Consider the following 22,430-nt stretch of genomic DNA (forward strand, 5'->3'; position numbering starts at 1 on the left):
ACTGACCCATGACCACCAGCACCTCCACCGAGCCTCCTCCCTTCGCCCGGGAGCTGTTGCGCTGGCGTACCGCGCGCCGGGTCAGTCAGCTGGAGCTCGCCTCGCGGGCGGGGACGACGCAGCGGTACGTCAGCTTCATCGAGCGTGGGCGTTCGGTGCCCGGCAGAGAGATCGTGATCAGGCTCGCCGAGTCGCTGGAGCTGACGCTGCGGGAGCGCAACTCGCTGCTTTTGGCCGCCGGTTACGCGCCCGCGTTCGCCGAGTCTCCGCTCGACGCGGTCACGCTGAAGCCCGTACGGGAGGCTCTGGACAGCATTCTCGAAGGGCATCTGCCCTATCCGGCCGTGGTGGCGGGGCCACGGGGGGAACTCGTCGCGGCCAACGAGGCGTTCGACGTCCTCACCGAGGGCGTCGCCCCGGAACTGCTCGCACCGCCCGTCAACGTACTGCGGCTCGCGCTGCATCCGCGCGGGATGGCGTCACGGGTGGTGAACCTGGACGCGTGGGGACAGCACATCGTGGAGAACCTGCGGGCCCGGGCCGTACGCAGCCCCGATCCCCAGCTCGACGCGCTGGCCGAGGAGCTCGCGGAGTACGTACCGGCGAGCACGCCCGGCGCGGACTACCTCGGCTTCGCCGTGCCGCTACGACTGCGCTGTCCGGAGGGCGAGTTGAGACTGCTCACCACGCTGACGTCGTTCGCGACGGCGGTGGACGTCACCCTCGCCGAACTCCACCTGGAGGCGTTTCTCCCGGCGGACCGGGAGACCGCCGGGATCCTGCGCGAGCGCGCGGCCGAGCGTGCCGGGCAGCACACGTGATCAGCGCAGGTGAGACGTGTCGTTGAACAGCCGGACACTCGCGTTGCCGTCCGCGTAGTACGCCACCGCAGAGAGCGAGGCCGCGGACAGTTCCATACGGAACAGGGACTCCGGCGGGGCACCGAGGGCCAGGCGTACGAGGGTCTTGATCGGGGTGACGTGCGAGACGAGCAGGACGGTGCGGCCCGCGTAGGAGGCGATCAGCTTGTCGCGGGTGGCGGCCATGCGGCGAGCCGTCGCCGCGAAGCTCTCGCCGCCGCCGGTCGGTTCGGCCTTCGGCGAGGCCAGCCAGGCGTTCAGGTCGTCCGGGTAGCGCTCCCGCACCTCGCCGAACGTCAGCCCCTCCCAGGCGCCGAAGTCCGTCTCGCGGAGCCCGTCCTCGATGACCACGTCGAGCCCGAGGCGGGCGGCGACGACCGCCGCGGTCTCCCGGGTCCGGGTGAGCGGCGACGCCACGATCGCCTGAACCGTGCCGCGCGCGGCCAGCGCCGCGGCGACCCGCTCGGCCTGTTCCCGGCCCACGTCCGACAGCGACGGGTCGGTGCCGCCGCTGCCCGAGAACCGCTTCTGCGGGGTCAGGAGGGTCTCGCCGTGGCGCAGGAGTACAAAGGTGGCGGGGGCGCCCAGGTCGGGGGGTGCGCCCCAGCCGACGGTCGGCGCCGTGGTCGTCTCACTCGCCGCCGTCGCCGCGTTCCGCGCGGCCCGGACATCGGCGCCGGCCTGTGCGACTCCGCCGCCGGGGGTCGTCGTGCTGGGGGCCGTCTGTGACCGGTCGCGCAGTTCCCCGCGCCCCTGACGTGGCGCTCCGGAGCCCGGCGCCTCCGCAGGCGCCAGGCCGCCGCGGGTCCCCGCCAGTGCCGCCCGTGCCTTCGCCGCACCCGCCGCCGCGTCCCCGGGCGGGCCTGTGGGCTCGGGCGCCGCGGACCGGGCCGCGCGCGCGTCCAGCTCCGCCGTCGACGCGGACGGCGACCACTGCTCCCCGCGCCTGCCCGCGTCCATCGCCTCGTTGGCCAGCCGGTCCGCGTGCTTGTTGCGCTCCCGGGGGATCCACTCGTACGTCACCTGCGACGCCGGGAAGATCCGCGCCGCCTCGGCGGCCAGCGGCTTCATGTCCGGGTGCTTGATCTTCCAGCGCCCCGACATCTGCTCGACGACCAGTTTGGAGTCCATGCGAACCCGGACCGAGGCCGTCGGGTCCAGCTCGCGGGCCGCGCGCAGGCCCGCCACCAGACCCTTGTACTCGGCCACGTTGTTGGTGGCGATACCGATGTACTCGGCGCGCTCAACCAGGGTCTGGCCCGTGGCCGCGTCGGCGACCACGGAGCCGTAGCCCGCGGGCCCCGGGTTGCCCCGGGAACCTCCGTCGGCCTCGACGATGAACTCCCGCACGCGTCAGGCCCCTTACAGGCCGGACTCGGAGGTGCGCACCAGGATGCGGCGGCAGTTCTCGCAGCGCAGCACGGTGTCCGGGGAGGCCGCCTTCACCTCGTTGACCTCGGTGATGTTGAGCTCCAGGCGGCAGCCCTCGCAGCGACGCTGGTAGAGCCGCGCGGCGCCGATGCCGCCCTGCTGCTCGCGCAGCTTGTCGTAGAGCTTCAGCAGGTCGGCGGGGATGGTGCCCGCGATGACCTCGCGCTCCTTGGTCGCCGAGGCCGACTCGCCGTCGAGCTGCTCGAAGGCCGCGTCCCGGCGGGCGGTCGCGTCGTCGATCTTCTGCTGCACGGAGGAGACGCGGCCGGTCAGCTCGCCCACCCGCTCCTGGGCGGACTCACGGCGCTCCATGACCTCCAGGACGACGTCCTCGAGGTCTCCCTGGCGCTTGGCGAGGGAGGTGATCTCGTGCTGGAGGTTCTCCAGGTCCTTCGGGGAGGTGACGGCACCCGAGTCGAGGCGCTGCTGGTCGCGGGCCGCGCGCTGGCGCACCTGGTCGACGTCCTGCTCGGCCTTGGTCTGCTCGCGGGCGCAGTCGCTCTCCTCGGTCTGCGCGGCGACGAGCAGGTCGCGCAGCTGCGTGAGGTCCTTGTTCAACGAGTCGATCTCGGCGTGCTCGGGCAGCGACCTCCGCTTGTGCGCGAGCTGCTGCAGGCGTACGTCGAGGGACTGGACGTCGAGAAGTCGGATCTGGTCGGCGGGCGCGGCGTTCAGTTGGGGGCTCCTGATGTGTCGGTGTGAGAGGCCGCGTGGGCGGTCCAGGGGTCGGTGACCGTCTTGGAGACGTGGACGCGAAGTCCCCATCCGTGCCGGTCGGAGATCTCGTCGAGCTGGGCGGCGGCCAGCTCGCACCAGGGCCACTCGGTGGCCCAGTGCGCCGCGTCGAGCAGCGCGAGAGGACTGTGGGCGCGGGCCTCGGACGCCGGGTGGTGGCGCAGGTCCGCGGTGAGGAAGGCGTCCACGCCGGCGGCGCGCACGTCGTCGAAGAGGCCGTCGCCCGAGCCGCCACTGACCGCGACGGTCCGTACGAGTGCCTCGGGGTCACCGGCGACGCGGATGCCCTGCGCGGTGGCGGGCAGCCGCTCGGCGACGCGCGCGGCGAGTTCGTGGACGGTCAGCGGATGGTCCAGCTCGCAGACGCGGCCCAGGCCGCGGCGGCCCTCCGGGTCGGCGGGGTCCGGCACGAGGGGCCGCACGACCCGCAGGTCCAGCGCGCCGGCGAGGGCGTCCGAGACCCCGGGGTCGGCGCGGTCCGCGTTGGTGTGGGCCACGTGCAGCGCGACGTCGTTCTTGATCAGGGTGTGGACGACCCGGCCCTTGAAGGTGCCGGCCGCGACGGTCGTCGTACCGCGGAGGTAGAGCGGGTGGTGGGTGACGAGCAGGTCGGCGCCCAGCTTCACCGCCTCGTCGACGATGTCCTGGATCGGGTCGACGGCGAACAGGACGCGCGTGACCTCCTGGTCGGGGTCGCCGCAGACGGTGCCGACCGCGTCCCATCCCTCGGCCCTCTCGGGGGGCCAGAGGGCGTCGAGCGCGGCGATGACTTCAGACAGACGGGGCACGGGGAAAGGCTACCTGCCCCGTGTCCGTGCCCGGCCTGCCGCGGGCCACTCGGCCAGGGGCCCGGCGGCGGGCGGGCCCCGGCGCAGGCGGCGGGCGGGCCCCGGCGCACGCGGTCCGGCCCGTCTCCTGACCACCGTTCAGCACACCCGCCCCCGTTTCCTCAGGCGAATCCCGACATGGCCACCCTTATGTGTGAAGCGGCAGCTCGTCGATCCCACGTCTGTGCGTGCGAAAACTAGCTTCGTCGCCGGAGGTGACCGAACGATGACGGTCTGTGCGACGGAGCCCGGGGCGGAGAACGCGTCGAGGCTCGTGCCGGAGGACCCCGCGGGGCTCGTACCGGACCACGCGACGACACCGCTCGCGGCGGATCACCCGACGGGGGCGGCGGAGTTCGCGCCGGACCGCTCCGCGGGGGTGCCGGCGGAGACCGCGGCGTCGGCGCCCGCGGCACCGCCGCCCGCGACGGACCGCCCGGCGGGGAGCGCACCGGGCACCGCGCCGGAGCCCACCGCGGGCCTCCCGCCCCACAGCGCACCGGGGGTCGCCCCGGACCGCGCCGTGAACGCCACGGCGGGGTACGCGCCGGGCCCCGCGGTCGAGCCCGCCGCGGTCCTCGCGGCGGAGAGCGCGGCCTGGCGTACAGCCTGGATCGCGGCGGCCCCCGTCTCCTGCAGAGCGGAGGGGAACGCGTCCGACCGCGCCGCGGGTGACGTGCGCGGCAGCACGACGGGGGTTGCGGCGGACCACGCCGCGGGCGGCGCCGCGGGGCGCAGGCCGAAGAGCACTCCCGAACTCACCGTGGGCTTCGGGACGCGGAGCACGACCTGGGTCCCGGTGAACCACTACGTGAGCCCCGGCACGGTGAGCACGACGGCCCCCTCCGCAGATGACACGACGGGGAGCGCGCTCGACCGCGCCGTACGGATCGCGAGGGAGAGCTCACCCGGGATCCCGGCCGGCCCCGCCCTCGAGGTCGCGACAGCCGGTACGAGCTGGACCGTGCCCGCCCCGACCGCCGGCGTCCAGACGGACACCGCGAACCGGACCCGGACGAAACCCACCGCCCACGCCGAGACGGACACCGCGACCTGGACCATGGCGAACCCCACCACCGACGCCGAGACGGACACCGCGACCTGGACCATGGCGAACCCCGCCGACGCCATCGCGGCGGACAGCACGCCGCGAAACGTACCCGACCCCGCCGTCGACATCGCGACAGCCGGCCCACGCTGGACCAGGTCGATCGGGGACGCGCGTGGCCAGGTCCGGGACAGGTCGGCCGGGGACACGGGTGGCCGGGTCCGGCGCGGGACGGCCGGGGACGCAGGTGACCAGGTCCGGGACCGGGTGGTCGGGAGCGACGTGGAGGCGGTGGGCGTGGACGAGGGAGCGTGGACCGCGGCAACCGGGTGTGTGATCGCCGCCGACGGCACGTACGCCGCGCGGCTCGCCCTCGACGGCGCGTCCTGGTACCCGGAGCGCTGGACGCTGGACGGGCCCGAGCCGTACGCCGTGTCGCTCCCGGTCAACCAGCCGGAGGAGCCCGGCACGGAGGTGCTGCCGCTGACCGACGGGCGGGTGCTGATCCACCGGGTCGTGGACGGTCGGCACACCTTCTCGCTGCTGTACCCGACGGGACCGGGCACCGGCGAGCTGCCGCTCGGTGCCGTCGAATGCCCCGACGGCGGCACCCTGCTGCGGCTGCTGCCGCCCGCGCCGGGCGGGGAGCGCGCGTACGCCCTCGCCGTCGGCCGCGGCTCCACGACGGTGTGGCTGGTGGCGGGCGGCGCGTTCGGCCCCGAGCGCGCCGCCGAGGTGCCGGGTCACTGCTCGGGCGGCGTCTGGCTGGACCGCACCGGCCGGCTGCTCGCCCTGGACCGGTTCCAGGACGGCCGCACCAAGACGGTGGTCGTCGACCTGGAGCGCGGCGGCGAGATGTCCCCGCTCCTTCAGATCACCGAGCGCAGCAACGACCGCCTGCTCCTCGCGGACGCCGACAGCGGGCTCCTGCTCATCCGCTCCGACGCGCCTTCTCCCGGCCACGACCGCCTCGGCTGGGGCGTCCTCGGCAGCACCCTCCCGGTCCGCTTCCCGGACTGCCTGCGTGCTCCGGAACACACCGTCACACCGTTCGCGATCCAGCCCGGCCAGGTGCTCACCCCCGAGACCTGTGCGGTGGCCCTGCGTATCGACGGCCCGGCCGGCACCTGGCTGGGCATCTGGCGCCCAGCCGAACGCCATGTCCACCAACTCCCCGCGCCGACGGGATGGCTGGCGGGCACGGGACTGTGGACCAAGGAGGGGGTGCTCCAACTGCCGTACACGACGGGGGCGGTGCGGTGCGGCGTGGCCCGGGTGGGAGCACCCGCGGCGGAAGGGGAAGGAGGTCCTGACCGGGGCGCCGTTCAGGACCCCGCCCCGCCCGTCGCCGCCCGTCCCGTCCCCCTGCAGCAGGCGCCCCTGAAGGGCCGGGTGGTGCGCCCGGTCACTCCGGTGCCGTCACCCGCCGAGACCTCTGTGGTGACGGCCGGTTAGAATCCCCCGGCTGCACAGAAGGATCTTGCATACGGGGTGAACACTTCAGATGAACGACACCAGCATCAAGGAACTGCAGGTCACCGCCGACGAGGCCACGGCCCGCGCCGAAGGTCACGGCAGGCACCGCGGTCCGGTCTCCGGCCATGACGACGAGGCGACCCCGCAGGGACGCCACCGCAAGCCGTCCGATCAGACGGACCTGTCGGTCTGACGGCACGTCTCGACCGGCACACGGCCCCGCTCGCCGACGGCGAGCGGGGCCGTTCTGTGCGGAGCTCCCCCGGGGCCCGACGTGCGGGCGGCGCCGACGTCGGCGACCTGCGGGCGCCGGCCCGGCGCGCGGGCAGGGTGAGCCTGCTGAGCGGCTCCACCCACGGCCGGCTCGACGACAGCAAGTACTACCGCGAGACCCTGCACCCCCTGGGCTCACCGACGCATTGCGCGTCCTGCTGCGGGACGGCCGGCGCGGGCGGCCCGCGACCGGGGCGGCCCGGACAGCAGGGCCGCCCCGCAAGGTCGTCAGCCGTGCTTGAGCCCCAGCACCTCCACGGCCGCGAACGTCTCGCCCGTCGGCCGGTCGGCGTAGTACGGCGTGAGCAGCGCGTCGAGCTCGTCGTGGCTGAAGGCGTCCTGCTTGGTGTCGAACTTGGCGGCGACACGGGGGCGTTCGACGATCGCGACCATGCCGCCGTACACGACGATGAGCTGCCCGTTGACATGTCCGGCGGCGGGCGCGGCCAGATAGCCGACGAGCGGGGCGACATGCTCGGGTGCGAGCGGGTCGAGGCCCTCGTCGGGCTCGGCGAAGCCCGCGAAGACGTCCTTGGTCATCCGGGTCCGGGCGCGTGGGCAGATGACGTTCGCCGTGACGCCGTACTTGGCCAGCGCCAGGGCGCTCGACGTGGTCAGGCCGACGATCCCGCCCTTCGCCGCCGCGTAGTTGGGCTGTCCGGCGGAGCCCGCGAGGAAGGCCTCCGAGGAGGTGTTCACGATGCGCCCGTACACGGGGCCGCCGGCCGCCTTGGACCGCGCCCGCCAGTGCGCGGACGCGAAGCGGGTGGTGTTGAAGTGGCCCTTCAGGTGCACCCGGATGACCGAGTCCCACTCGTCCTCGGACATCGAGAAGACCATCCGGTCGCGCAGGATGCCCGCGTTGTTGACGAGGACGTCGAGTTTCCCGAACTCGGTGACCGCCAGTTCCACCAGCAGGCGGGCCTGTTCGTGGTCGGCGACGTCTCCGGTGTGGGCGACGGCCCGGCCGCCCGCGGCGCGGATCTCGGCGGCGACCTCCTCGGCGGGCGTGGCCGAGGACGCGCCCGACCCGTCCCGCCCGGACTGGCCGAAGTCGTTGACGACGACGGCCGCGCCCAGCCGGGCCAGTTCCAGTGCCTCGGCCCGGCCGAGGCCGCGTCCCGCGCCGGTGACGATCGCGGTGAGCCCCTCAAGTGGCAGTGACATCGGGGTCCTTAGCGGTTGTGGGGGTCAGATCTCGATGCAGGTGCGCAGCGCGGTGCCCGTACGCATCTGGTCGAGTGCCTCGTTGATTCCGGCCAGCGGCACCCGGTGGGTGATCAGTCCCTCCAGGTCGATGCGGCCGGCCCGCCACAGGGCGATGGTGCGTTCGTAGGACCGAAGGACGTCCCCGCCGCCGTACATGGAGGGCAGGATGCGCTTCTCGTCGAAGAACAGCTCGAACATGTTGAGCTGGAGGAAGTCGTCCATGGCTCCGGCGCCGACGACCACGAGGGTCCCGCCGCGGCGGGTGTTGTCGTACGCGGTGCGTGCCGTGGCCGACTTGCCGACGACCTCGAAGACGTAGTCGAAGCCCTCGCCGCCCGTCACCGACTGTTTGGCGTCGGCGAGTTCGTCGGGTGAGAGGGCCTTCGTGGCGCCGAACCTCAGCGCGGCCTCGCGGCGCGAGGCGACCGGGTCGACGGCGACGATCTCGGCGGCGCCCTTGAGCCGTGCGCCCTGGATCGCGGAGATGCCGACGCCGCCGCAGCCGATGACGGCGACCGACGAACCGGCCTCCAGGTCTGCGGTGTTGAGGGCGGCACCGAGTCCGGTGGTGACGCCGCAGCCGATGAGGGCCGCGATGTCGTAGGGCACGTCGTCGGGGATGGGCACCGCGCAGCCCGCGTCGACGACGACCTCCTCGGTGAAGGTGCCGGTGCCGGCGAAGCCGAAGACGTCGCCGCCGGGGCGTTTGAAGTTGGGGGTGCCCGCGTTCATGAATCCGGCCAGACACAGTTCGGTCTGCCCGCGCTTGCAGGCGGGACAGACGCCGCAGGCGGGCAGCCAGCAGACGACGACCCGGTCGCCGGGCTTGAGGTGGCTCACCCCGTCGCCGACCTCGGTGATCTCTCCGGCGCCCTCGTGACCGGGGACGAAGGGCGCGGGCTGTGGCAGTACGCCGTTCATCGCGGACAGGTCCGAGTGGCACAGCCCGGTGGCGCGCACCCGGATCCTGACCTTGCCGGGCCCGAAGCCCACCGCCTCGACGTCGTCGAACACTTCGAGCTTGTCCTGGCCTGTCTCCTGCTGTACGGCTGCGCGCATGGTGCGGCTCCCCTCGGAAGGTCCCCTCGGAAGTGCGGGCGTACTGAAGTGATGGAGTCCTGGGTGCCGGCGGCCCCGGGGTGTCCGGCGGTGCTCAGGTGTGTTCGACGACCGTGTCGGCCAGTACCGGGGCGTCGTCCCGTTCGACCGCGCCGACCGCCACCTGGACCGAGCCGTCCCGCCGCCACATCCGGACGCGCAGGGTCTCGCCGGGGAAGACGACGCCGGCGAAGCGCGTGGTGTACGAACGGACGCGGGTGACGTCGCCGCCCAGGAGGGTGTCGACGACCGCCTTGAGTGTCATTCCGTAGGTGCACAGTCCGTGCAGGATGGGCCGGTCGAATCCGGCGAGTTTGGCGAACTCGGGGTCGGCGTGCAGCGGGTTCCAGTCCCCGGAGAGCCGGTAGAGCAGCGCCTGGTCCTCGCGGACGGGCCGTTCGACGGTCCGGTCCGGTGGGCCCGTCGGCGCTTCGAGGCGGGTGGAGGGGCCGCGGTCGCCGCCCCAGCCGCCTTCCCCGCGGACGAAGATCTGGGCGTCGTTGGTCCACAGCGGGCCGTCGGTGTCGGCGACCTCGGTGCGCATGACGAGGATCGCCGCCTTGCCCTTGTCGTAAACGGCGGCGATGCGTCCGGTGGCGGTGGCGGTGCCCTCGACGGGGATCGGGCGGTGCAGCCGCACGGTCTGGCCGCCGTGCAGGACGCGGGCGAGGTCGACGTCGACGCCGGGCATGGACAGTCCGCTGATCACCCCGGGAGAGCCGGCGCCCGCGACGGTCGCGAAGCTGGGCAGGACGTGCAGTCTGGATTCGAGGGTGTAGCGCAGCTCGTCGGGGTCGGTCGCGGGGACGCCCGCTCCGACGCCCAGGTGGTAGAGCTGGACGTCCCGGTGGTTCCAGGTGATCTCTGCGGTCCGGGGTTCCGCGGCGACGGCCTTGGCGGCGTCAATGGGCATGGGGCTCCTGATGACTAGCGCGAGAGACCTCGGTGCGGCCGTCCGCACCGTCGGCCGCACCGAGGTCGACACTGGGCCGCGGAACCCGCCCGTGCTAGAACGCGTTCCAGTCCGGCGCCCCCTTGTATAGCCCAGCGCCCAGCACTTGTGAAGACTACTGACGCCATGTCAGATCCCCGGGTCGCCACGGTCACCCGGGACATTTGTCCCGGCCGATCGCCCACAAGTGCATCTGCCGGGCGCGCCCGCCCGCCCCTAGCGTCGTAGCCATGACGAAGACGACGGGGACGCGGCCTATGGCGGGGGCACGGACGGCCGTGTCCTTCACGAGGGCGGTCAAGACCTTCGGCGACCTACGCGCCGTGGACGGGGTGGACCTCACGATCGCGCCTGGCGAGACGGTCGCCCTGCTGGGCCGCAACGGCGCCGGCAAGTCGACGACGATCTCCCTGCTGCTCGGGCTGAACGAGCCCGACGAGGGCACGGTGACGCTCTTCGGCAGCCGCCCGGAGGAGTCCGTGCGGGCCGGTCGGGTCGGCGCGATGCTCCAGGACACACGGCCGGTGCCCCGCGTCACCGTGCGAGAGCTGGTGGGCTTCGTGGCCGGACGCTACCCGGCGCCCCTGCCGGTGGACGAGGCGCTGGAACTCGCGGGCATCGCGGACCTGGCGGCCCGGCGCGTCGACCGGCTCTCCGGAGGGCAGGCGCAGCGGGTGCGGTTCGCGCTGGCGCTCGCCGGGAATCCCGCGCTGATCGTGCTCGACGAGCCGACCGCCGCCCTGGACGTGGAGGCGCGGCACGCCTTCTGGGACTCGATGCGGGGGTACGCGCGACGCGGCCACACGGTGGTCTTCTCCACGCACTACCTGGAGGAGGCCGACGCGCACGCGGACCGGATCGTCGTCATCGACCACGGCCGGATCGTCGCGGACGGCACCGGGGAGCAGCTCAAGCGGTCGGTGGGCGGCAATCTGGTCTCCTTCGACCTCGCGGGGCAGGGCACGAAGGGCTTGGCGCTGCTGCCCGGCGTCGTCTCGGTGGAGATACGCGGCGACCGGGCCCGGCTGCGCACGGACGACTCGGACGCGACGGTCATCGCGCTGGCCGACCTCGGGGCGGTACGCGGCCTGGAGGTCGTGCCGGCCTCCCTCGACGACGCGTTCATGGCGCTGACCTCACAGGCTCTGGAGACGGTGTGATGCTGGACTACCTGCGGCTGGAAGTGCGCCGGACGCTGCGCGACACCGGCTTCGTGATCGGCGGCATCGCGATGCCGGTCATGATGTACCTGCTGTTCACCAACCTCGGCGGCGGTGACGACGGCGAGTGGAGGACGGCGTCCATGGTCGGCATGGCCGCGTACGGCGCGGTCGGCTCGGCCCTGAACACCGGTGGCGGCGTCGCCGAGGACAAGGTGATCGGCTGGCTTCGGCAGCTGCGGGTGACACCGATGACGCCGCGCGAGGTGGTCGTCGGGCGCGCGCTGACCGGATCGGTCACCGTGCTGCCCGCGATCACCGCGGTGCTGGCGGCGGGCGGCCTGGTCAACGGCGTACGGCTGGACCCGTGGCAGTGGGCGGCGATCGCCGTGCTGCTGTGGCTGGGCTCGGTGCCCTTCACCCTGCTGGGCCTCGGCAACGGCTACCGGCTGACCGCGCAGACGACGGGCGTCGCCAACATGGTGTGCAACCTGGGTCTTTCGGTGGTCGGCGGGCTGTGGTTCCCGCTCGAACTGTTCCCCGACCGGCTGCGCTCCCTGGCGGTGTACACCCCCACGAACCGTTTCGCGCAGCTGGGCGTCTCGGTCGCGGACGGCCACGCCCCCGCCGCGGGCGGGGTGGCGGTGCTCATGGCCTGGCTGCTGGCCTTCGGTTCGTACGCGGTGTTCGCGTACCGTCGGTCCGCACGGACCGTCTGAGCGGGGAGCGGCGACATGCCCTGGATGCGAGAGGTCACCTGCCAGGTGCACGAGTGGCGGGCGGCCCGGGCGCGCTGGAAGGCGGACGTGGACCGGTACAGGGCCGAGCAGCGGGCCGCCCGCGCTTCGGGGAGGGAGGTCCGTGACCCCGGCCCGCCGCCCACCGGCTTCGCGCTGCTGCCGTGGCTGCTGATGGGCATGGGCGCCTTCTCCAACATCCTCCAGGGCCGGACACAGCAGCCCTGGATCGGCGCCATCGGCCTGTTCGCCTTCAACTCGCTCTACATCTACGTGACCTTCCGCGCCTTCGTGAAGGAGACGCGCGAGGCCCGCTCCACCCGGGTGGCCCTGGTCCTGATGGGCCTGATCACCTGCGCGCTGGCGATCGTGTACGGCGGCACCTGGCTGTACTTCTTCCCGCTGTTCGGACTGGCCACCGGCGCCATCATGCGGGGGGCCCGGCTCGGCCGGATCGCGTTCGCGCTGACGGCGGTCGCCGCCGTGGTCTCCGCGTTCCGGGCCGGCTGGGACGCGGTGAACGTCGCCTACGGCACGTTCCTGTCCACGATGGTGACGGCCGCGATCCTCTCCCTGTCGGAGGCCGTGCGCGAACTGCGCGCGGCACGCGAGGAACTGGCGCGGCGCGCCGTCGAGAAGGAGCGGCTGCGTTTCTCCCGCGACCTGCACGACCTGCTCGGTCACACGTTGTCGGTGATCGTGGTGAAGTCGGAGGCGGCCCGCAGGCTGGCCGCGCGTGACCTGGACGCGGCACTCGTCCAGGTCACGGACATCGAGTCGGTGGGCCGCCAGGCCCTGACCGAGATCCGTGAGGCGGTCACCGGCTACCGGGAGGGCAGCCTGGCCACGGAACTGGACCGCGCCCGTTCCGCACTGTCCGCGGCCGGCGTCGAGCCCGTCGTACGGCAGTCGGGACCGCCGCTCGTCCCGCAGACCGAGGCGCTCCTGGGCTGGGTGGTCCGCGAGGCGGTCACCAATGTCGTGCGGCACAGCGGCGCGGCCCGCTGCGAGATCACCGTCGACGGCACTCCCGACCGTGTCCGGCTGACCGTCACCGATGACGGCACGGGCTCGTCCGCCGGCTCGTCCGCCGCCACGGGCATCGGCGGCACCGGCCTGAAGGGCCTCACCGAGCGCCTCGCGACGGCCGGCGGCTCACTGGAGGCGGGACCGGGCGCCCGCACCGGTTTCCAGGTGCGGGCCGAACTCCCCCTGGAGGCGACCGACTTGACGGAGGTCCCGGCCTGAGGGCGGCGCCGGTGCGAGGAAGGCCCCCGTGCCGATGCCGTGCGCGGAAGCGCAGTTCAGGGCACCGGACGGGGGTCCGCCGCCTACCCTTGCCCTGTGAACGAGACGCCCCGGGATCACCGGCCAGCCAAGTCCATTCGCGTCCTGCTCGCCGAGGACCAGGGGATGATGCGGGGAGCGCTCGCGCTGCTGCTGGGGATGGAGGCGGACATCGAGGTGGTCGCCCAGGTGTCCGCCGGGGACGCGATCGTGGACGCGGTGCTGACGCACCGGCCCGATGTGGCGCTGCTGGACATCGAGTTGCCCGGGATGAGCGGGCTGGACGCCGCCGCCGAACTGCGCGGGCAGGCCCCCGACTGCCGGGTGCTGATCCTCACCACCTTCGGCCGGCCCGGCTATCTGCGGCGGGCCATGGAGGCGGGGGCGGCGGGCTTCCTGGTCAAGGACGGCCCCGTGGAGGAGCTGGCGGAGGCCGTCCGGCGGGTGCTGACCGGCGAGACCGTCATCGATCCGGCACTCGCCGCGGCGGCGCTGAGCGCGGGCCCCAATCCGCTCACCGCCCGCGAGTGCGACGTGCTGAAGGCGTCGGTGGACGGCGCCACCGTCGCCGACATCGCCGCCAGGCTCCATCTGTCCGAGTCGACCGTCCGCAACTATCTCTCCTCCGCCATCGGCAAGACGGGCACCCGCAACCGCATGGAGGCGATGCGCGAGGCCCGTCAGCAGGGATGGCTGTGATCCCGGCGGAGGAGACGGTGGCCGTCCGGCACGGAGCGGGTCACCCGGTCACGTTCACCGCCTTGTAGTTCTTCCCCTCCGGCGCCAGGCACACGAACCAGTCGGACGGGGATCCGTCCACCGGGCGGATCAGATCCTCGACGTCCGAGGTGAGGCCCGTGCCCGGGGCGGCTCGCCCGGCCTCGATGGTCGTGCCGTCGTCCCAGGTGCAGGTGACCCGCTCCGCGGTGGTCGCGACCTTGCCGATCACGAGCCGCTGGGACGCCGAGTCCTTGTCGGGTGCCCCGGTCGACAGCGGCATGGAGTACGCCTGGACGTCCGTGCCCGAGAGCGCGTCTCCCTTCTCGACGGCTCCGTCGATCACCGTCGACGGGGCGCCGTCGCCCACCGTGAGGCGCACGAAGAGCCATCCCTTGCCGACGAGGTCCGCGGCCACGCGTGCTCCGGTGGGAGTGACGCCGTACTCGCCCATCTGCGAACGCTGGTACTGCGCCTCCGCGATGTCCTTCGGCGCTCCCCAGACGTCGACGGTGACCGACCACTTCTTGCCGTGGTCCGTGCCCTTGGCGACGGAGCTCCTCTGCGGCTCGAACACATGCCGCTGGTCGCTCGTGGGGGGCCGGCCGGCGGCCGGGGCGACCTGTCCGCCGTCACCGCCGAACGATCCGGCGAGCGCCAGGGTGCCCGTCGAACCGGCGACCACCAGGGCCGTCGCGGCGGCGACCGCCCAGCGGCGGGCCCTGCGGCGCCGGCCGCCGCGGACCACGGCCTCGTAGGGGGCTATGCCGATCTCGACCTCGTCGGCGGCCTCGGCCAGCAGGAGGGCGATGTCCGTGTGCGTCATGTCGCTGTTCGTCTCCCGGTCCGCGCTCATCACTTCCGTCCTCCGTTGGTCACCAGCTCCGCCAGGCCCGGTATGGCGCGCAGTTTCGCGATCCCCTTGGCCGCGTTGCTCTTCACCGAGCCGACCGAACAGCCCATCGCCTCGGCCGCCTGGGTCTCGCTCAGGTCCTCCCAGTACCGCAGGACCACCGCCTCGCGCTGGCGCGGGGGCAGCTCGGCGAGGGCCTTGAGCAGGGCGCCGCGGTCGTCGGCCTGGGCCATCCGGTCACCGCTGTCGGGCAGTTCGCGGGTGAGGCCCGAGTCGTCCCGCGGCGCCAGGAACTCCTTGAGGCGTCTGCGGTGCCTGCGGGAATGCGCGTTGATCATCACGCGTCGTACGTAGGCCTCGGGGTCGTCGGCCGAGCCGACCCTGCGCCAGGCCACAAAGACCTGTTCGAGCGTCGTCTGGACCAGGTCCTCCGCGGCGTGCTGCTCCCCCGTCAGGAGAAATGCCGTACGCATCAGCCGCGGCCAGCGGCCGACGACGAAGTGCTGGAACTCCTCGTCCCGAGCCTGTTTCCGATCCCCCATGGGCACCTCCTAGATGTCTTATGGAGTCCACGAGGGCCAAATTCCGTTGCCTCGGGCCCGGGAGATCTTTCGCTCCGCGTCGCCGGCCCGGCCGACGTCACGTCCGGACCGCGGCAGCCCTGCCGCCTCAGGCCCGGCAGCCCTGCCGCCTCAGTCGGCCCGGGAGATCTTCCGCGGCAGCCACAGCAGCATCAGCAGCGCCCCGCCCAGCAGCAGGAACCCGCTGGTGCGGAACGCCAGGGCGTACCCGGCGGTGAGCGCCTCGCCCGAGGTGCTGCCGCCCGTGCGGGCCGCCGCGATCGTCGACATGACCGCGAGGCCGAGCGAGCCGCCCATCACGCGGGAGGTGTTGACCAGCCCGGACACCAGTCCGGCATCGCCCGGTGCCGCACCCGAGGTGGCGAGCGCGGCCAGCGGTGTCGCGGCCAGACCCGCGCCGGCCATCATCAGGAGGCCCGGGAACATGATCGCTGTCGGGTACCCGCCGTCCGCCGTCATCGTGGACTGCCAGCCGAAGCCGGCCGCGGCCACCAGTGTGCCGACCGCCGCCACGTTGCGTGCGCCGACGATCGGCATGAGGCGCGGCGCCAGCTTCGAGCCGAGGACGACGGCGAGCGAGCTCGGCACCAGGGCGAGCCCGGCGCCGAGCGGCGTGTAGCCGAGCACGTTCTGCGCGTACAGCGTCATGAAGAACCACATGCAGAACATCGCGGAGCCGCACACGAACATGGCCGCGTTCGCCGACGACACGGACCGCAGGGTGAACAGTTTCAGCGGCATCAGCGGCGCTTTCGTGCGGGCCTCGACGAGGAGGAACAGGCCGATGAGCGCGAGTCCGGCGACGAGCGGGGCGAGCGTCGCCGCGGCCGTCCACCCCTCGGCCTCCGTCTGCACGATGCCGTACGCCACGGTCGCGAGGCCGGCGGTCACCAGCAGCGCGCCCGGCAGGTCCAGGCGCCGTCCGTCGCCGGCCCGGCTCTCCGCGAGCCTGAACGCCGCCCCGGCGAGCAGCACCGCGCCGAACGGCACGTTGATGAGCAGCACCCAGCGCCACGACAGGCCGTCGACGAGGAGCCCTCCGACGAGTCCGCCCGCCGCGCCGCCCCCGGCGCCGACCGCGGTCCAGGTCGCTATCGCCCGGGCCCGGGCGGCTCCCTCCGGGACGGTGGACGTCAGGATGGTGAGGGTCGAGGGGGCGAGCACCGCGGCGCCGAGTCCCTGCGCGGCCCGCGCGGTCAGCAGCTGCCAGCCCTCCTGGGCGAGCCCGCCGCCGAGCGAGGCCACGGTGAACAGGGCGAGCCCCACCAGGAACATCCGCTTGCGTCCGTACAGGTCGCCGGCCCGGCCGCCGAGCAGCATGAACCCGGCGAAGGCGATCGAGTAGGCGTTCACCACCCACTGCAGTCCCGGCGCGCTCAGTCCCAGGTCGGCCCGCATGGAGGGCAGCGCCACGTTGACCACGGACACATCGAGCACGACGAGGAACTGTCCGGCGCACACGAGTGCGACCACCAGCCAGGTCGGCGGTGCGGTGCGTACGGCTACGGGGGTGTCCTGCGCGGCTCTGAGCATGGGCGTCATGCTCTCAACCGGCCCGAGCCCCTTGCATCGGGATTTCGCCGCACGCGTCCGTAGGCCACGGGACCTAGGACCCGCCCGGCTCTCCGCGACGGCGCCCGCCGCACGGGCCCTCGCCCCTCCGGCGACGCCTCCGTGCTCAGTCCGTGGCGCGCAGCAGCGTCACCACCGCCGCGCCGCCCAGTCCGATGTTGTGGGCGAGTCCGACCCGGGCGCCGGGAACCTGCCGCGGCCCCGCTTCCCCGCGCAGCTGCCACACCAGTTCCGCCGCCTGCGCGATGCCGGTGGCGCCGAGCGGATGGCCCTTGGAGATCAGCCCGCCGGAGGGGTTCACCACCCAGCGTCCGCCGTACGTCGTCGCGCCGGACTCGACGAGTTTGCCGGACTCACCCTCCCCGCACATGCCGAGCGCCTCGTAGGTGAGCAGTTCGTTGATGGAGAAGCAGTCGTGCAGTTCCACCACGTCGACGTCCTCGATGCCGAGCCCGGCCCGTTCGTAGGCCTGGCGCGCGGCCTCGCGGGACATGGGCTGTCCCACGACGTCGATGCAGGAGCCGGAGGCGAAGGACGCCTCGGTGTCGGTGGTCATCGCCTGCGCCACGATCTCCACGGTCCGGCCGTCGAGCGCGTGCCGCTCGGCGAACCGTTCGGACACGACGACCGCCGCGGCGGCGCCGTCCGAGGTGGGTGAGCACTGGAGCTTGGTCAGCGGCCGGTGCACGACCCGGGAGGCGAGGATCTCGTCGACGTCGTACACGTCCTGGAACTGGGCCTTGGGGTTGTGCGCGGAGTGCCGGTGGTTCTTGGCACCCACGGCGGCGAGCTGCGCCTCGGTCGTGCCGTAGGCCGCCATGTGCTCGCGTGCCGCGTCGCCGAAGATCTGCGCGGTGGGCGGGGACGTCTCGAAGCCGTGCCGGGCGGCCATGATTCCGTAGTGCCGGGCCACCGGGGAGGTCTTGAAGTCGCCGCCGTCCGCCCCGCCGCCGAGCGCGCCGCGTTTCATCTTCTCGAAGCCGAGCGCGAGGACGCAGTCCGAGACTCCGCCCTCGACGAGTTGCCGTGCCAGCATCAGGGCGCTGGACCCGGTGGCGCAGTTGTTGTTGACGTTGTAGACGGGGACTCCGGTCAGGCCCAGTTCGTAAGTCGCGCGCTGTCCCGCGGTGGAGGGCTGGAAGCAGTATCCGACGGCGACCTGTTCCACGTGCTCGTAGCCGATCCCGGCGTCGGTGAGGGCGGCCGTGCCCGCCTCCCGGGCCATGTCCCAGTACTGCCACTCGCGGGTCTCGGGCTTCTCGAACCTGGTCATGCCGACTCCGGCGACGTACGCCTTCATGCGTTCCTCCTGGGTCCGTGGGGTCGGTCCGTGGGGTCAGTCCCTGGGCAGGCCGAGGATGCGCTCGGCGACGACGTTGAGCTGGACCTGGGTGGTGCCGCCCGCGATGGTCAGGCAGCGGGAGAGCAGGAATCCGTGCAGGGCGCGCTCACCGGCGCCCTCGCTCACCGCGCCGGCCGGGCCGAGGAGTTCGAGTGCGAGCTCGGCGACCTTCTGCTGGTGCGCGGTCTGCACCAGTTTGCGCACGGAGGCGCCGGCGCCGGGGTCGACTCCGGACACCTGCCGCAGGGTGGTGCGCAGTCCGACGCAGGCCAGGGCGTGTGCCTCGGCGAGGAGGGCGCCGAGGCGCGCTCCGCCGATCTCGTCGGCGCGGTCGAGCAGTGCCTCCAGGCCGGTGTCGAAGGTCAACTGGTCGGCCATGTGGACGCGTTCGTTGCCGAGGGTGTTGCGGGCGACCCGCCAGCCGTCGTCGACCTCGCCGACGACGGCGTCCGCGGGCAGCAGGACGTCGTCGAAGTGGACCTCGTTGAAGAGGGAGTCCCCGGTGATCTCCTTCAGCGGGCGGATGCCGATGCCGTCGGTGTTCTTCATGTCGACGACGAAGTAGGTGAGCCCCTTGTGCTTGGGGGCCGCCGGGTTCGTGCGGGCGAGGAGGATTCCGTGGTCGGCCCACTGTGCCGCGCTCGTCCACACCTTCTGCCCGTTGACGCGCCAGCGTCCGTCGGGGGTGCGTTCGGCGCGGGTGCGCAGGGCGGCGAGGTCGGATCCGGCGTCCGGCTCCGAGAAGAGCTGACACCACAGCAGGTCGCCGCGCAGGGTGGGCAGGAGGTAGCGCTCGCGTTGCCGCTCGGTGCCGTAGGCGATGAGGGACGGTACGACCCAGGTGGCGATGCCCAGGTCGCTGACGTGCACGCCCGCCGCGTCCAGTTCCTGCTGCACGGCGAGCTGCCGCACGGGGCCCGCGCCGAGTCCGTACGGCGGGGGCAGGTGCGGGGCGGCGTGGCCGGTGGAGGCGAGCAGTCTGCGGGCGGCGGCCGGGTCGAGCCCTCGGGCGGCGCCGACGGTCTCCCGGGCGCTCTCCCGGTACGCGGCCGCCTCGGGCGGCAGCTCCAGGCGCAGTGGGCGCCGGGTGCCGTCCCGCGCGATCCGGGCGGCCCGGTCCAGGTGGACGTCCCCGGTCCCGAGCAGTTGCCGCGCCACCACCGCCCGGCGCAGGTACAGGTGGGCGTCGTGTTCCCAGGTGAACCCGATGCCGCCGAGGATCTGGATGCAGTCCTTGGCGCACGAGTAGGCCGCTTCGAGCGCGGTGCCCGCGGCGAGCGAGCAGACCAGCCCGCGCACGGCGTCGGGTCCGCGGGCCGCGCGGGCCGCGTCCCAGGTCAGGGCCCGTGCCTGTTCGACGCGCACGAGCATGTCGGCGCACAGGTGCTTGACGCCCTGGAAGCGGCCGATGGGCCGGCCGAACTGTTCGCGGACCGTGGCGTGCCGGGTGGCGGTGTCCAGGGCCCAGGCGGCGGTCCCGCAGGCGTCGGCGGCCAGGAGCACGGCGGCGAGGTCGCGGACCCGGGCGGTGTCGACGCCGAGGACGTCCTCGGCGCGGACCCGCACCCCGTCGGCCCGTACTTCGGCGGTGGCCCGGGTCGGATCGGCGCTCTCGTGGGGCCGTACGGCGAGCCGGCCGGTGTCCACGACGAGCCATACGGTGTCGCCCGCGGGTGCTGCCGCCCTCGCGGAGGTCGTCGCGGCCAGGACGAGGAGGTCGGCGTCGGCGCCCGCCAGTACGGGCGGTGCGGTCCCGTCGAGGCGGTACCCGCCGTCGGCGGCCGGCGCGGCGGTCAGCGTGCCCGTGCCGAACGCCACGGCGCCGATGCGCTCCCCGGTGCCGAGGGCGCGCACGAGGTCGTCCCGTTCCGCGAGCAGCTCCGACGCGAGGACGCTCGCCGCGTACGGTCCCGGCAGCGCCGCCCGCGCGGTCTCCTCCACGACGACGGCGAGGTCGACGAGGTCCCCGCCGCCGCCGTGCGGCTCGGGCAGGTGCACGGCGAGCAGTCCCTGTCCGGCGATGCCGTCCCAGTAGGACGGTCTGCCGGTGCTCGGGGCGTCGAGGCGTTTGCGTACTTCTTCGGGGGGCACGGCGCGGGCGATCCAGCCGCGTACGGCGTCGGCCAGTGCCCGCTGCTCCGGTGTGATACCGATGCCCATGCCTGTCTCCCGCGGCCCGAGGTGGGCGTCAGACTAGAACACGTTTCATTCTGACGGTAGGTCAGATACCCATGAGTGGGTCAAGGATTAGTTAGTACGCCGAAGCATCGGAATAGTTGCCCGGGCACACCGGCTTTGTCCTACACGTATCCCGCGCGGATCACGCGGTCACGCTGCCCGCACGGCACGCCCCGACCTCCCGACCCGCACGGAACACCGACTTCCGTGTCCGCCCGGGCCACCCGCACCCGTACGGACACACCGACCCCGGTCCGCGCACCGACGCGGACGACCGCACTTCGTTACGGCCTGGAGGCCCCACGCAATGACGCACACGACGACCGACCAGCCCACCCGGAGGCCGAGCGGCACGACCGTGCCGGTGCTCGCCTTCGCGGGCATCGTTGTCGCGGTGATGCAGACCCTGCTCGTCCCGGTCATCAAGGACCTGCCGACGCTGCTGGACACCTCGCCCAGCAACGCCACCTGGGTCCTGACCTCGACCCTGCTCTCCGGCGCCGTGGCCACCCCGATCATGGGCCGCCTCGGCGACCTCTTCGGCAAGCGGCGCATGCTGCTCACCAGCCTGGCCGTCATGGTGGTCGGCGCCCTGGTCAGCGCCCTGACCAGCACCCTGGTGCCGATGATCGCCGGCCGCACGCTCCAGGGCTTCGCCATGGGCGCGATCCCCCTCGGCATCGGCCTGATGCGCGACATGCTGCCCCGCGAGAAGCTCGGCTCCGCGATGGCGCTGATGAGCTCCTCGATCGGTGTCGGCGGCGGCCTCGCGCTGCCCGCCGCGGCCCTCGTCGCCCAGCACGCCGACTGGCACGCCCTCTTCTACGGCGCCGCCGGACTCGGCGTCCTCTCGATCGCCCTCACCCTCCTCGTCGTGCCGGAGTCCCCGATGCGCGCCCAGGGCACCTTCGACGTATGGGGCGCGCTCGGCCTCTCCGCCGGACTCGTCCTCTTCCTGCTGCCCATCACCAAGGGCAGCGACTGGGGCTGGAGCTCGTCCACCACGCTCGGCCTGTTCGCCGCGTCGGCCGCCGTCCTGGTCCTGTGGGGCGTGATGGAGCTGCGCCTGAAGGCCCCGCTGGTCGACCTGCGCACCACCGCCCGCCCCGCGGTGCTGTTCACCAACCTCGCCTCGATCATGGTCGGTGTCTCCTTCTACGTCGTCTCGCTGGTCCTGCCGCAGCTGCTCCAGCTGCCGAAGTCCACCGGCTACGGCCTCGGCCAGTCGATGGTCGTCGCCGGCCTGTGCGTGGCGCCGCTCGGCCTGACGATGATGTTCACCGCACCGGTGTACGCCCGCCTGTCCGCCAAGTACGGCCCGAAGGTCACGCTGATCATCGGCATGCTGATCATCGGGGTGGGCTACGGCGCGGGCATCGGCCTGATGAACGCCGCCTGGCAGACCATCGTCATCTCGGTCGTCCTCGGCGCGGGCATCGGCCTCGCCTACTCCTCGCTGCCCGCGCTGATCGTCGGCTCCGTCCCGGCGTCGGAGACCGGCGCGGCCAACGGCCTGAACACGCTGATGCGGTCCATCGGCACCTCCGTGTCGAGCGCCGTCATCGGCATGGTGCTGGCCAACACCGCCCACCACGTCGGCCCCGTCGCCGTCCCGACCATGCACGGCTTCCGGGTGTCCTTCGCCATCGCCACCGGCGCCGTGGCGGTCGGCCTGCTCATGGCCCTGTTCCTGCCCGGCCGGCGCCGCGCGACCAAGCCGCAACTGGTGGCCAGCAGCGAGGAGGACGCCGCACTGGAGCGGGCGCACGAGCTCCTCGGCGGCTTCCACGGCCGGGTCCTGAACGCCGCCGGCGCCCCGGTCGCCCGCGCCAAGGTCACCCTGATCGACCGGCGTGGCCGCCAGGCGGGCGCCACGCTCTCCGCCGAGGACGGCCGCTACGCGGTGGCCGTGCCCGCCGAGGGCGCGTACGTCCTGGCCGCCCGTGCCGCGGGCCACGGCCCCCTCGCCTCGTCGGCCACGCACGCGGGCGACGCACGCCCCGTCGAGGTGGACCTGGCCCTGCCGGGCGAGAGCGTCCCCGCCTAGCGAACGGCCGGCGATCCCCTCCCGCACACCCCCGCCGCCGTCGCGGC

At 73.2% G+C, this 22,430-nt stretch carries 19 protein-coding genes; 8 read left to right on the forward strand and 11 right to left on the reverse strand.

Annotation, left to right across the window (positions count from 1 at the left end; translation table 11 throughout):
* Positions 1–8: 8 nt before the first annotated feature.
* Positions 9–821: a helix-turn-helix domain-containing protein gene (locus tag H305_RS0113350; RefSeq protein ID WP_028800838.1), complete on the forward strand. Its 813-nt coding sequence runs from the start codon at positions 9–11 to the stop codon at positions 819–821.
* Here the strand turns inward: H305_RS0113350 and H305_RS0113355 are convergent, their stop codons facing one another.
* From H305_RS0113355 to H305_RS0113365, 3 genes are read right to left on the reverse strand one after another with little or no spacing between them, the layout of a single operon-like run.
* Positions 822–2,210 (reverse strand): bifunctional RNase H/acid phosphatase, encoded by a 1,389-nt coding sequence (locus tag H305_RS0113355; RefSeq protein ID WP_028800839.1) that lies wholly within the window; start codon positions 2,208–2,210, stop codon positions 822–824. It abuts the gene before it with no gap.
* A 12-nt stretch (positions 2,211–2,222) separates the two neighbouring features.
* Positions 2,223–2,966: a zinc ribbon domain-containing protein gene (locus H305_RS0113360; RefSeq protein ID WP_037763822.1), complete on the reverse strand. Its 744-nt coding sequence runs from the start codon at positions 2,964–2,966 to the stop codon at positions 2,223–2,225.
* Positions 2,963–3,814, reverse strand: a complete 852-nt coding sequence (locus tag H305_RS0113365) for a Nif3-like dinuclear metal center hexameric protein (RefSeq protein WP_028800841.1) — start codon at positions 3,812–3,814, stop codon at positions 2,963–2,965. The genes H305_RS0113360 and H305_RS0113365 overlap by 4 nt, the downstream gene beginning before the upstream one ends.
* 1,354 nt (positions 3,815–5,168) lie before the next feature.
* Here H305_RS0113365 and H305_RS45695 point away from each other — a divergent pair.
* Entirely contained in the window at positions 5,169–6,356 is a 1,188-nt protein-coding gene (locus H305_RS45695; RefSeq protein WP_420708063.1) for a hypothetical protein, read from the forward strand.
* Positions 6,357–6,405: 49 nt separating this feature from the next.
* A complete protein-coding gene (locus H305_RS53965; protein ID WP_199791393.1) occupies positions 6,406–6,570 on the forward strand; it encodes a hypothetical protein in 165 nt (54 codons plus the stop codon).
* 308 nt (positions 6,571–6,878) lie between these two features.
* Here H305_RS53965 and H305_RS0113380 read toward each other — a convergent pair whose 3' ends face one another.
* The 3 genes from H305_RS0113380 to H305_RS0113390 all read right to left on the reverse strand — a co-directional run bounded on the left by H305_RS0113380 (position 6,879) and on the right by H305_RS0113390 (position 9,870).
* The gene (locus H305_RS0113380; protein ID WP_028800842.1) at positions 6,879–7,817 is read right to left on the reverse strand and encodes a 3-oxoacyl-ACP reductase; all 939 of its coding nucleotides are present in this window, start codon (positions 7,815–7,817) and stop codon (positions 6,879–6,881) included.
* A 24-nt stretch (positions 7,818–7,841) separates the two neighbouring features.
* On the reverse strand, positions 7,842–8,918 hold the full coding sequence (locus H305_RS0113385; protein WP_028800843.1) for a Zn-dependent alcohol dehydrogenase: 1,077 nt from the start codon (positions 8,916–8,918) through the stop codon (positions 7,842–7,844).
* Positions 8,919–9,012: 94 nt separating this feature from the next.
* The gene (locus H305_RS0113390) at positions 9,013–9,870 is read right to left on the reverse strand and encodes a MaoC/PaaZ C-terminal domain-containing protein (protein ID WP_028800844.1); all 858 of its coding nucleotides are present in this window, start codon (positions 9,868–9,870) and stop codon (positions 9,013–9,015) included.
* A gap of 269 nt (positions 9,871–10,139) precedes the next feature.
* On the opposite strand from H305_RS0113390, the gene H305_RS0113395 reads away from it, so the two are divergent.
* The 4 genes from H305_RS0113395 to H305_RS0113410 all read left to right on the forward strand — a co-directional run bounded on the left by H305_RS0113395 (position 10,140) and on the right by H305_RS0113410 (position 13,792).
* Positions 10,140–11,069: an ABC transporter ATP-binding protein gene (locus tag H305_RS0113395; protein ID WP_234020775.1), complete on the forward strand. Its 930-nt coding sequence runs from the start codon at positions 10,140–10,142 to the stop codon at positions 11,067–11,069.
* A complete protein-coding gene (locus H305_RS0113400; protein WP_028800846.1) occupies positions 11,069–11,788 on the forward strand; it encodes an ABC transporter permease in 720 nt (239 codons plus the stop codon). Before H305_RS0113395 ends, H305_RS0113400 begins: the two co-directional genes overlap by 1 nt.
* 15 nt (positions 11,789–11,803) lie before the next feature.
* On the forward strand, positions 11,804–13,054 hold the full coding sequence (locus H305_RS45700; RefSeq protein ID WP_037763761.1) for a sensor histidine kinase: 1,251 nt from the start codon (positions 11,804–11,806) through the stop codon (positions 13,052–13,054).
* 96 nt (positions 13,055–13,150) lie between these two features.
* Positions 13,151–13,792 (forward strand): response regulator transcription factor, encoded by a 642-nt coding sequence (locus tag H305_RS0113410; protein WP_028800847.1) that lies wholly within the window; start codon positions 13,151–13,153, stop codon positions 13,790–13,792.
* 40 nt (positions 13,793–13,832) lie between these two features.
* Here H305_RS0113410 and H305_RS0113415 read toward each other — a convergent pair whose 3' ends face one another.
* From H305_RS0113415 to H305_RS0113435, 5 genes are all read right to left on the reverse strand, one after another.
* Positions 13,833–14,666, reverse strand: a complete 834-nt coding sequence (locus H305_RS0113415) for a hypothetical protein (RefSeq protein ID WP_199791394.1) — start codon at positions 14,664–14,666, stop codon at positions 13,833–13,835.
* Complete coding sequence (locus tag H305_RS0113420; RefSeq protein ID WP_028800849.1) at positions 14,666–15,205, reverse strand: SigE family RNA polymerase sigma factor; 540 nt, start codon at positions 15,203–15,205, stop codon at positions 14,666–14,668. The genes H305_RS0113415 and H305_RS0113420 overlap by 1 nt, the downstream gene beginning before the upstream one ends.
* A 150-nt stretch (positions 15,206–15,355) precedes the next feature.
* On the reverse strand, positions 15,356–16,777 hold the full coding sequence (locus H305_RS0113425) for a DHA2 family efflux MFS transporter permease subunit (RefSeq protein ID WP_028800850.1): 1,422 nt from the start codon (positions 16,775–16,777) through the stop codon (positions 15,356–15,358).
* A gap of 145 nt (positions 16,778–16,922) precedes the next feature.
* Positions 16,923–18,116 carry a lipid-transfer protein gene (locus tag H305_RS0113430; RefSeq protein WP_028800851.1) on the reverse strand — a complete coding sequence of 398 codons (1,194 nt, stop codon included), beginning with the start codon at positions 18,114–18,116 and terminating at the stop codon, positions 16,923–16,925.
* Between the two features lie 36 nt (positions 18,117–18,152).
* Positions 18,153–20,318 carry an acyl-CoA dehydrogenase gene (locus H305_RS0113435; RefSeq protein ID WP_028800852.1) on the reverse strand — a complete coding sequence of 722 codons (2,166 nt, stop codon included), beginning with the start codon at positions 20,316–20,318 and terminating at the stop codon, positions 18,153–18,155.
* A 325-nt stretch (positions 20,319–20,643) separates the two neighbouring features.
* Between H305_RS0113435 and H305_RS0113440 the strand changes: the two genes are divergently transcribed.
* Positions 20,644–22,383, forward strand: a complete 1,740-nt coding sequence (locus tag H305_RS0113440; protein ID WP_028800853.1) for an MFS transporter — start codon at positions 20,644–20,646, stop codon at positions 22,381–22,383.
* Positions 22,384–22,430: the final 47 nt, after the last annotated feature.

This window comes from Streptomyces sp. 142MFCol3.1 (assembly GCF_000424945.1).
GTDB lineage: Bacteria > Actinomycetota > Actinomycetes > Streptomycetales > Streptomycetaceae > Streptomyces > Streptomyces siamensis.